An 11,287-nucleotide genomic window follows, 5' to 3' on the forward strand; every position below is an offset into this window, starting at 1 on the left:
CGGAATGCGGAATGCGGAATGCGGAATGCGGAATGCGGAATGCGGAATGCGGAATTAAGGACCGCAAAACCAACCATCAAGCGCCGAAGGTGCTGAGTAAACGGCGGGTGATGTATGGGTCGAGGCGGGCCACCAGGAAGTAGGCCCAGCGTTCGCGCAGTTTGGTCCAGAGCGTGCGGGTGTGGCGGAACTCGTCGAGGATCACCGGCTTGGCGTGCTGCAAATCATCGAGGAACATCTGCCGGGCGTCCGCAATGGCAGAGGGCACGGTCAAACGCAGCATCAACTCGTAATTGATATGAAGGCTGCGCGGGTCCAGGTTGGCCGATCCCACGTACGCCGCCTGCGCCGCCGGCCAGAAGCATCCCGCCTGGCTCCTCTCGGTGGTGACCGCAGGGCGGCGGAGTACCCGCTATGTCCCCAAGGCCTTGGTGAAACCCCTCAAACAGGCGATCAAGAACGGCCGCAAAATCGAGACCCTACTCCAGCAAGCCGCTATCCAAATGGTCAAAAACTATAGAAACCAAGTCAACAAAGCCCGGAAACCGAAGGCCAAATCCTAGTGGCATTGGACCGGAGGTCCGCGCTCCTTCGGTTGACCGCTCAGACAAACTCAATAATGGGCTGATCTACTGTCAAAATTTCGCCTTTCGCCGCCAGCACCTTATTGACCACCCAGTCATGCACGGCCAACAGAGTAGTTTGCATTTTCATGGCTTCAATCACGGCAATGCGCTCACCGGCGAGCACTTTCTGGCCCGGCTGCACCGCCACTTCAACCAGCAACCCTGGCATGGGTGCGAGCAGGTACCGATTCATTTCGGGCGGCGTCTTGCTGGGCATCAGGGCATAAAGCTCCGCAACGCGCGGAGACAGCACCAGTGCTTCAAGCTGAGTACCATTATGCGCCAATCGTATGGCCAGCGGGTTGTTACCGCCTCCGCGTTCCACTTGCGCGGTGAATGGCTTATCATTACAAATGCCGTCCATGCGGATGGCTCCAAACTTGGATTGACTGCAAAACTTGTAGCTCGTGCCACCCACGGTAACCAGGCTGACACCCGTTTGCACATCAAAGTCGCTCACCCGTACCCGTGTGCTGATGCGGTCCCCTCGCTGGCCGAGGGAGACAACCGCAAAATCGTCACTTACCTCCACCTCATGTCCCTCCATCTGTCCGGTGATGCCCGTGGCGCGGTGACGGTAAATCCGATGAACAAAAGCGGCCAGCGCCACCAGGAAATTCATATCTTCGTGGGGAACATCTTCCGCCCTGAAACCCTTGCCATAGTTCTCGGCGATAAAGCCGGTATTGAATTCACCCGCCACGAATTTGGGGTGCGCCAGCAGGGCCGCCTGAAACGGAATATTGGTGGATACCCCGCGAATCACGAAACCATTGAGCGCTTCACGCATTCGATCAATCGCCTCAAGCCGGTTCTTGCCATGCACAATCAGCTTGGCGATCATCGAATCATAATGCACTGGAATCTCGCTGCCCTCCTGTACGCCCGTGTCCACCCGCACGCCCAATGATTGGGCGGCATCCGAGGCGAGCATGGTAGCTTCCGGCGGCTGGAACCGGACCAACCGACCGATGGCGGGGACAAAGTTACGAAACGGGTCTTCTGCATTGATCCGGCATTCCATCGCCCAACCATTGCACAGTACCTCTTCCTGCGTCAGCGGCAGCTTTTCACCGGCTGCCACGCGAATCATGAGTTCCACCAAGTCAAGACCCGTGATGCATTCTGTCACCGGGTGTTCCACTTGGAGACGCGTGTTCATTTCAAGGAAATAGAAGTTCTGATCCTGGCCCACCACGAACTCCACCGTACCTACATTCTGATACTTCACCGCCTTAGCCAGTGCCACAGCCTGCTCACCCATCGCTTGACGCGTGGCGGCGCTGATAAAAGGTGACGGGGCCTCCTCGATCACCTTCTGGTGACGGCGCTGGATGGAACATTCGCGCTCATGAAGATGAATCACATTTCCATGATGGTCGCCGATCACCTGAATTTCGATATGCCGCGGCGCGCTGATAAACTTCTCGAGGAACACGCCGTCGGTGCCAAAGTGATTGCGGACCTCGTTACGGCAACTGGTAAAACCCTCGATGGCTTCCTGATCGTTGTGCGCTACCCGCAAGCCTTTGCCGCCCCCTCCGGCGCTGGCCTTGATCATGACCGGGTAACCGATACCCCGGGCGATTTTGACCACCTGCTCCACGGTTTCAATCGCCTGATTCACTCCTGGGACACAGTTTACGCCAGCTTGGCTAGCCAGCCTCTTTGAGGTTAGCTTATCGCCCATGGCGGCAATCGCCTCGTGCGTGGGGCCAATGAAGGTGATGCCCGCTGCTTCCACCTGTCTGGCAAAACCCGCGTTCTCGCTCAAAAAACCATAGCCAGGGTGAATGGCCTGTGCACCCGTTTGCTTGCCGGCAGCGATAATTTTGTCGGCTGCCAGATAACTTTCCCGACTGGCGGTTGGGCCGATATGGATGGCTTCATCGGCCAGTTCGACATGGTGTGCAGCCCGGTCGGCATCGGAATACACCGCCACGGTTTTGATACCCATTTTGTGGGCTGTCTTGATGATCCGGCAGGCGATCTCGCCCCGGTTGGCAATCAGGATTTTGTTGAACATGGGTAAGTGAGTGCTCGCACGCGCGTGGCGGTTTCAGCGTTGGTCATATTTTCCATTTCCCATCACAGTGGAATATTACCGTGCTTGCGCCATGGGTTTTCCAGCTTCTTGTCGCGCAGCATTACCAATGAGCGGCAAATGCGCTTGCGGGTTTCGTGGGGCAGGATTACGTCGTCAATAAAACCGCGCGCTCCGGCGATAAATGGATTGGCAAAGCGCGCCCTATATTCAGCTTCCTTCGCGGCCAGTTTGGCTGGATCACCCTTGTCATCGCGGAAGATGATTTCAACCGCACCTTTGGCACCCATCACTGCAATCTCGGCGCTGGGCCAGGCGAAGTTGACATCGCCACGCAGATGCTTGGAGGCCATCACGTCATAAGCCCCGCCATAGGCCTTGCGTGTAATCACAGTGATCTTGGGAACGGTACACTCGGCGTAGGCGTAGAGCAGCTTGGCCCCATGCTTGATGATGCCGCCGTCTTCCTGAGAGGTGCCAGGCATAAAGCCGGGCACATCAACAAAGGTGATGACCGGGATGTTGAAGGCATCGCAGAAGCGCACAAACCGCGCCGCCTTGATCGAACTCTTGATGTCCAGGCACCCTGCCAGCACCATCGGTTGGTTGGCAACGATACCTACGGTTTGCCCGTCCATCCGTGCAAATCCAATGAGGATGTTGCCGGCATATTCGGGCTGCAACTCGAAGAACTCGCCGGCGTCCACGGTTTTAACAATCAGCTCCCTCATATCATACGGTTGATTGGGATTCGCTGGCACCAACGTATCCAACGACGCATTCAAACGATCGGCCGGATCGCCGCTTCTTCGAACAGGCGCCTTTTGGCGATTGTTCAGCGGCAGGTAATTGAAGAGCCGGCGTAGCATGAGCAGCGCTTCCACATCGTTCGCGAAAGCAAGGTCGGCCACACCGCTTTTGGTGGTGTGGGTCAAAGCGCCACCCAACTCCTCCGCCGTCACCGTCTCGTGCATCACGGTTTTAACCACGTCGGGTCCCGTGACAAACATGTATGAACTGTCTCGCACCATGAGGATAAAGTCGGTGATCGCCGGCGAATAAACCGCGCCACCGGCGCTCGGCCCCATGATCATGCTGATCTGCGGCACCACGCCACTGGCCAGCACATTGCGCTGGAACACATCGGCATAGCCACCCAGCGAGGCCACTCCTTCCTGAATACGCGCGCCGCCCGAATCGTTGAGGCCGATCACCGGGGCACCGACCTTCATGGCATGATCCATCACCTTGCAGATTTTCTCCGCATGGGTCTCGCTCAAGGCCCCGCCGAACACGGTAAAATCCTGGCTATAAACAAATACCAAACGACCATTGATCATACCATAGCCGGTCACCACGCCATCCCCCGGAATCCGGTTCGCCGTCATGCCGAAATCCACGCACCGGTGTTCCACAAACATGTCCCACTCTTCAAACGTGCCTTCGTCGAGCAGCACCTCCAGCCGCTCCCGCGCCGTTAATTTGCCCTTTTTGTGCTGCGCTTCAACGCGCTTGTTCCCGCCACCCAGGCGTGCGGATTCACGCATTTTTTCAAGCTGATCAAGGATGGGTTGCATGGGGTTGGAGCTCCCGATGGGGGATGAACGCAGGTTCTTTCCCGTTGCGGGGCACAGCGCGGACAGGGAACCTTGCTTTTGGTCCTAGTTTCATTTACCTTATTAAGACTAGGAGGCAGCCTAATGGCGGTATGCGGAGGCTGCAAGCAATTTATTGGTATCAATTACCGAAGCCTCGCCGTTCACTTAGGCGGCGAGGCGTTCATCCAGCGTTTTCGAAGCCAACACACCCGGCTCTCTTGTCTCGGTCAGAGCGTCAGGATTCGTACGGCTGATGGTACTGCCATTGTTTCAAGGCAGGCACAATTCATAACCTATTCACCACATGTGAACACCCCAACCCGATGCCATTACATTGTCAAATCACATGAGGGCAGGTTACCCAACTTTCTTAGGCACAATGGTAGTTTGTTTGGCAGGCACAACTTTCTTGCACGGATAACTGGCCACCACCTCGCCCCGGATACGCAGCGACTCCGCCAGCGCGAACTTGAATTCCTCCTCCTCCTCGGCGCTTTCAAATGCCGACTTGAGAACAGACGTCACCTTCTTTCCGGGGAGGCGCAGCAGCGCACACCGGGCGTCTTCCCGCAGTTCTTTATCCTTCAGCAGCGCGGCCATGGGCTTGAGCGCATCGTCGTCGCCAATTTCCGAAAGCATCCAGAGCACTTCACGCCGAACCGGCACCGGTCCCTCGGGCAGCAGTGCCAGCAACGCCTTTTGGACGGCAGCCTTTTCTTTCCTGGTTCCGGGACGGCCGGCGTAACGCACGACTTTCCATAAGCCGCGCTTGGCGGCTCGCGCGATTTCAAAGTCTTCACCAGCCATGACCGCTGCCAATGGCTTTACCGCTGGCGCACCAAGCATGCCCGCAGCCTGCCATGCCTCTGTGCGCACGGTATCGTCTGGACTCTTAATCCGAGCGACAATTTCTTCAACGGTGCTTGAGTTCTCAGCAGCCGGGGTGGAAGGCGCGAGCAAAGTGAGCGTGCCGGCAATCAGCGCGGCTTTGGTATTTTCCTGGGTATTCATCATAAGTGGTTCCTCATCCTGAATCAGGTTCAATTACAACACATACGGGTAGCGTTGCGGCTTGCCCAACATGCGGCTGGCTTCGTCGTCGCCCACCACATCCTGTTTCTCGCCATCCCAAACCAACTTTCGCCCCAATACATAAGAAAGATTGGCCAGGTTGCAAAGGGTGGCAGTGCGATGGGCAATCTCAATGTCCACAGCCGGCCGCAAATGCCCTTCGCGGATGGATTTAAACCAATCGGCCTTATGGTTCATATTAAAGTCTTCGTATTCGTCCGTGCGATACACTTCCTGACCGCCCGGCGGCAACTTGAAGTTGACGGCCTCGGGACTGGCAGGCTTGTAGCCACCTTCCCATTCCTGGATCAACTGCCCGTGCTCGCCGTAAAACACGTTCCCGAATTCGAGCTTGCCCACTTTTTCCCCCGGCTGCCCCCAAACCAGCGTCCAGTCGGGATTCTTGAATTGGAACACCGCATCCATGGTGACTGGACAATCCCAGAGTCCCTTCTTCGGCGGCTTCCCCGTCGCCTCGACGGTGAACGAGGTTTGATTATCCGCGTTCATGCACCAAAGAATAGTGCTGAACTGGTGCGCGCCGCGATCGCGAATCTGGCCGCCACCCGACTCCATCAGCCAGCGGAAGGTAGCTGGCAGGTAGCGCCGATTGAAGGGCCGCCACGGAAGCGGGCCCAGCCATAGATCCCAATCCAAATCCTCCGGTGGCGCACTATCCGGCACCGGCTTATCATCCGTTGGCGTGGCGTAATGCCAGCAGGCCACCTTGTTCACCCGTCCCACGATGCCATTGCGAATCGCGCGGCAGGTGTACCATGCCCCCTTGGCGGTGCGCGCCTGCGCCCCCACCTGAACGGCAACTTTATTAGCCCGGGCGGCTGCGATCATAGCCTGACCTTCGCGCACCGTGACCGAGGCTGGTTTCTCCACATAGACATGCTTGCCAGCCTGGCAGGCGTGAACGGTTTGGACTGCATGCCAATGGTCTGGGGTGGCGATGAGCACGGCATCAATGTCTTTGCGCTCAAGAATATACCGGTAGTCCCGGTACGGTGTAGCCCCCTCCCCCACGTTGTTCGAGGCGGCTTCGAGCCTATTTTCGTCCACATCGCACACCGCGGCAATCTTCACTTTATTGTCCTGCTGAAAACGGAGCATGTTGCGCAGATGGGTATTGCCCATGCCACCGACGCCAATATGGGCGACGACGAACCGGGATTGCGCTCCTCCTTGACCGGAGACACTAATCACGCCCGAAGGAATGATCGTGATGGCGCCCACCGCCGCCGCACTGGTTTTCAGAAAACTGCGCCGGTTAGATTGTGGTTGTGTGTTTTTCATAGGTTTGGTTTGGCTACACTGTTATTTGACGATCACCGGCCTGCCCTCGCGCCAATCTATCTTCAGCACGGATAGGAACCAGGTTTTTCCCTGATCACTATTCCCCTGATAAAACAAATACGTCTGCCCATCCTTATCCGCGAAGACGCCGGGATGTCCGGATTCGGAGAAATTCCACGAACCCGCAGAACCATTCGGCACCAACGGCTGTTCAGAAAGCCGCTGCCAAGTCAATCCATCCCGGCTTTCCGCGACACCGATCTGCTGAGGCTTGTTGTTGTATGCGCCGGCATAGAACATATACAGTTTACCATCGCGCTCGCACAACGTGGGGGCCTCAATGCATTCCTGTTCCCAAGACAACTCAGGTTTGAGGATGGGAGCATCACAGAGTTGCTTCCAGGTTTTCCGGCTGAAATCGGAATCCAACGGCGCGCCAGCCACGCCAATCATCTGCACCTTCATCTTCGGATCGCGCGTGGCAAAGTAAAGCAGTAGGCGGTCTTTGACCGGGTACACCTCCGCATCAATCGCACGGCCACTGGTCCAGTCACCTTCCGGGCGGAACACCGGATTCGAGGCATCTTTCACAAACCGTTTACCGTCCGCCGACACCGCATGGCAAATGGCGTCCTTAGCGCCATTGCCATAGGTCTGGTAAAAGATATGCACCTGGTTGCCAATGACGCGTGCGCCCGGCGCGCATAATCCTTTTTTCTCACACTCCTGTTCGGGAAGGATTTCAGCGGTTTTCCGCCAGTGAATTAAGTCGGTGCTTTCCGCAATGCCAATGCTCCAGCCCTTGGGCGAATCAGGCTTGGCAAGGCTGGCGCTAAACGGCGGCAGCGAGAAATACATCAAATACCGATCCTGAAACCGAATAACACTGGGATCTTTGGCGAATGGTTTGCCGATGCGCGACTCATCGGCCCAGTGCATGGGCGGCAATGTGTCCGCAGCGTTTAGTGAATATGCCCCCCAGAGCAGACCGCAAAGCAATGGTGTGATTCGTAGTATCATATCTTCGTCAACATCGTTCATCATGCGCAGCATGGGTGTTATTTTCATGCAGCGTTATGGCCATAAGCCTCACCCAAACACCCCCGCGCCGTCAAGCGTCCTCTGATTTCCACTTTGCAGCTTGCAACGATTACCCGTTTACCAGCAGACCCGTTCCGTCAGCCAAGTAAATTTTTCATTCTTCATTCCCCGATTGTTCTGGTACTTTGTGCCTGTGGGACAACTTGTTCAATCGTCCAGTTCCGCGGCGGCCAAGACCGCAGCGGGCATGTCACCGTTACGTCGGCCAGAATTACTGGCACCGGCGGGCAATTGGGAATGCGCCCGGGCCGCAGTCGAGAACGGCGCGGATGCCATTTATTTTGGCCTGGAAAGCTTCAACGCACGAATGCGGGCGGATAACTTCACCCTGGCCAACCTGCCAGAGTTGATGAATTTCCTGCATCGGCGCGGAGTGCGCGGATATGTCTGTTTTAACACGCTGGTGTTCGCCAACGAACTCGCGGAAGCCGAGCAGCAATTACGTGCGATCATCGCCGCAGGGGTAGATGCCGCGATCGTACAGGATGTGGGCATCTGCCGCCTGATTCGGGAACTCTCCCAGGATTTCCCCATTCACGCCTCCACGCAAATGACCATCACCAGCGCAGCAGGAGTCGCGTTTGCCCGGGAACTGGGCTGCCAACTCGTGGTGTTGTCCCGGGAATGTTCCATCAAGGAAGTGGAGGCTATCCGCACCGCGCAATCAGCGGAAATGCCCATGCCGCTGGAAATGTTCATCCATGGCGCGTTGTGCGTGGCCTATTCCGGCCAGTGCCTGACCAGCGAGGCGTTGGGCGGGCGTTCGGCCAATCGCGGCGTTTGCGCGCAGGCGTGCCGGATGCCGTATGAATTAATCTCCGACGGACAGTTGGTTCCGCTGGGAGATCGCCGCTATCTGTTGAGCCCGCAGGATCTGGCCGGCGTTGAGCGCCTGCCCGAGCTGATTCGCGCCGGCATCGCTTCGCTGAAAATTGAAGGGCGGCTGAAAACTCCGGAATACGTGGCCAACATCACGCGCGTTTACCGTGAAGCGCTCGACCAGGCTGGACAGGCTATGAACGAGAATCCCGCCGCCACCGTACGCGTATCCACACCCGATCGCTACGACATGGAAATGGCGTTTTCACGGGGACTCTATACCGGCTGGTTGGATGGCGTGAACAACCAGCAATTGGTGCATGGCCGCTTTGGCAAAAAACGCGGCGTGTTCCTGGGCGCGGTGTTGCGCATCCTCAACGAGCGTGTGTTATTGAAGTTGGAAGGCCCACTCAAGCCAGGCGACGGTGTGGTCTTCGACGCCGGACATCCCGATGAGGAAGAGGAAGGTGGCCGCGTCTATGAACTGTTCCCCGCCAATCCCCGGCAAACCCAAATCGGCAAGGGCAACGAAGTCTGGCTGGCGTTTGGGCATGGGGACCTTGATTTCACACGAATCCAGTTGGGTGATAAAGTGTGGAAGACGAGTGATCCGGAACTGGATCGCCGACTGCGGACAACCTTTACCGCCGAGCAACTCCGCTTTCAACGGCCCATCTGCCTCGAAATCCAAGGCGCGGTCGGCGAACCGTTAAGGCTTAAAGCCATTGATGAATTTGGTTGTGTGACGGAGACGGCATCCACCATGCCTTTGGCCACCGCCAACAAACAGCCACTGACCACCGAGAAGCTCCGCGATCAACTGAGCCGCTTGGGCGGCACTCCATTCTTCCTTGAATCCATCAACAACCAAACCCAGGGGTCCATCATTCTGCCGGTCAGCGAACTGAATCGGCTCCGGCGCGAACTCGTAGCCAGCTTGGAAACGCAGCGCCTCCAGTCGGTGCATTGGACCGTGCGCCCTGAATCACCCGTGGCCACGCGGAAATTCACCACTCAGCCAGCACCGGGCCCGTCGGAATTGAGCGTGCTGGTGCGCGACCTGGCGCAACTCACCGCCGCCCTGCGCTGCGGCGTCAACACCCTGTACTGCGATTTTGAAGATCCCAAGAAATACCGCGAAGCCGTGCGCATGGTGCATGAATCCTGCTCCTGCCAGGGGCCGCAACGAACCGTGTGGGTGGCGCCGCCGCGCATCTTCAAGCCCGGCGAGGAATGGCAGCTTGAACAGGTGCGGTCCTGCAACGCGGATGGGTATTTATTGCGCAACTATGATCACCTGCGGTTCTTCGCCAACGACCGCCGCATGGGCGATTACACCTTCAACATCGCCAACGCCTGGGCGGCGGATTATTTTAAACACCAGCACCGGCTGGAACGCGTCACCGCTTCCTACGATTTGAACATCGAACAGTTGACCGCCCTGCTGCGCTCCGCGCCGCCCGAATGGTTCGAGGTCACCATCCACCAGCACATCCCCATGTTTCACATGGAGCATTGCGTGTTCTGCGCGTTCCTGAGCAGCGGCACGGATTACACCAACTGCGGACGCCCCTGCGACAAACACGAAGTGCAATTGCGCGACCGCGTCGGCGCCGAGCATCCCGTCAAGGCGGACGTCGGTTGCCGCAACACCGTCTATCACGCGCGCGCCCAGACCGGCGCGGAAGCGGTGAGCCAAATGATCGCGCTGGGCGTCCGGCATTTCCGCCTGGAATTCCTGAATGAACCGCTGGACCAGGTGGAGCGCACCATCACCCGCTACCGGCAACTGTTGCGCGGCGAAATCTCCGGCGGCCAGCTATGGCGCGAACTCAAGCTGTTCAACCAACTGGGCGTCACCCGCGGGCAGATGCAAAAAGAGGAGTTGTAAGCGTGCTGATCGCGTTTCATAAACCGTATGGTGTGCTCTCGCAATTTACCCCGGATGGTTCGCCCAACCGCCCGCTGGCGGAATTCGGTTTCCCGCCGAACGTCTATGCGCTGGGCCGGCTGGATGCCGACTCCGAAGGCCTGCTGCTGCTCAGCGATGAACCGGGCCTGAACAGCCGCCTGCTGGCACCCAAACACGCCCATCAACGCGAATACTGGGCGCAAGTGGAACGGATACCCACCGCCGCCGCCCTGGCCGAACTCTCCCGCGGCCTGCTCATCCAGGGACGGCGCACCCTGCCCTGCCGCGCCTGGCTGCTCGATCCGCAGCCCACCCTGCCCCCCCGCACGCCGCCCATTCGTTACCGGAAGAATGTGCCGGACTGCTGGATCGGGTTGGAATTGGTGGAAGGCAAGAACCGCCAAGTCCGCCGCATGACCGCCGCCATTGGCCATCCCACGTTGCGACTGGTTCGCGTGCGCATTGAAGGTCTGCGCCTGGACGATTTGCCCGCCGGCACCTGGCGAACGCTCGCGGACGCACAACGCCGTTTGGTATTCCCCGGATAGGTGGTGTGAGATTGGCGTGGATTGTAATAGCGTCCGCGTAACCGTGCATTCGCGAAGAAAACACGCGCAGCCCGGATATTGATGCCTTCCGCAAGACCGACAAAATCATCATGGCCTTGACCGTCCAGAAAATTTTGGAAGAACACCAAGCGAAGAAATTGTCACAATGAGAGCCGAAAGGGGCATTACTTTAGCAGCGGAACAATGGTGCTATAATGTCACCGGGCAGATCAAAACCAGCCATTAATGGGCAGATCAAAACCAGC

At 57.7% G+C, this 11,287-nt stretch carries 9 protein-coding genes; 3 read left to right on the top strand and 6 right to left on the bottom strand.

All coding sequences use genetic code 11. The annotated features are described in order from the left end of the window. Positions 1–76: 76 nt before the first annotated feature. Positions 77–268, bottom strand: a complete 192-nt coding sequence (locus WCO56_26270) for a hypothetical protein (GenBank protein MEI7733105.1) — start codon at positions 266–268, stop codon at positions 77–79. Between the two features lie 52 nt (positions 269–320). On the opposite strand from WCO56_26270, the gene WCO56_26275 reads away from it, so the two are divergent. Beyond that, on the top strand, positions 321–563 hold the full coding sequence (locus WCO56_26275) for a hypothetical protein (protein ID MEI7733106.1): 243 nt from the start codon (positions 321–323) through the stop codon (positions 561–563). Positions 564–603: 40 nt separating this feature from the next. On the opposite strand, the gene WCO56_26280 is transcribed toward WCO56_26275, so the two are convergent. The 5 genes from WCO56_26280 to WCO56_26300 all read right to left on the bottom strand — a co-directional run bounded on the left by WCO56_26280 (position 604) and on the right by WCO56_26300 (position 7,709). Continuing rightward, positions 604–2,652, bottom strand: coding sequence for an acetyl/propionyl/methylcrotonyl-CoA carboxylase subunit alpha (locus tag WCO56_26280; GenBank protein MEI7733107.1), 2,049 nt, complete (start codon positions 2,650–2,652; stop codon positions 604–606). A 62-nt stretch (positions 2,653–2,714) separates the two neighbouring features. Continuing rightward, the gene (locus WCO56_26285) at positions 2,715–4,247 is read right to left on the bottom strand and encodes an acyl-CoA carboxylase subunit beta (protein MEI7733108.1); all 1,533 of its coding nucleotides are present in this window, start codon (positions 4,245–4,247) and stop codon (positions 2,715–2,717) included. A 378-nt stretch (positions 4,248–4,625) separates the two neighbouring features. Beyond that, the gene (locus tag WCO56_26290) at positions 4,626–5,282 is read right to left on the bottom strand and encodes a hypothetical protein (GenBank protein ID MEI7733109.1); all 657 of its coding nucleotides are present in this window, start codon (positions 5,280–5,282) and stop codon (positions 4,626–4,628) included. A 30-nt stretch (positions 5,283–5,312) separates the two neighbouring features. Continuing rightward, a complete protein-coding gene (locus tag WCO56_26295) occupies positions 5,313–6,641 on the bottom strand; it encodes a Gfo/Idh/MocA family oxidoreductase (GenBank protein MEI7733110.1) in 1,329 nt (442 codons plus the stop codon). Between the two features lie 21 nt (positions 6,642–6,662). Continuing rightward, positions 6,663–7,709, bottom strand: a complete 1,047-nt coding sequence (locus WCO56_26300) for a family 43 glycosylhydrolase (protein ID MEI7733111.1) — start codon at positions 7,707–7,709, stop codon at positions 6,663–6,665. A gap of 220 nt (positions 7,710–7,929) precedes the next feature. On the opposite strand from WCO56_26300, the gene WCO56_26305 reads away from it, so the two are divergent. Beyond that, positions 7,930–10,452, top strand: coding sequence for a DUF3656 domain-containing protein (locus WCO56_26305; GenBank protein ID MEI7733112.1), 2,523 nt, complete (start codon positions 7,930–7,932; stop codon positions 10,450–10,452). A 2-nt stretch (positions 10,453–10,454) separates the two neighbouring features. Further along, positions 10,455–11,021 (top strand): pseudouridine synthase, encoded by a 567-nt coding sequence (locus WCO56_26310; protein MEI7733113.1) that lies wholly within the window; start codon positions 10,455–10,457, stop codon positions 11,019–11,021. Positions 11,022–11,287: the final 266 nt, after the last annotated feature.

Source organism: Verrucomicrobiota bacterium, assembly GCA_037139415.1.
Taxonomy (GTDB): domain Bacteria; phylum Verrucomicrobiota; class Verrucomicrobiia; order Limisphaerales; family Fontisphaeraceae; genus JBAXGN01.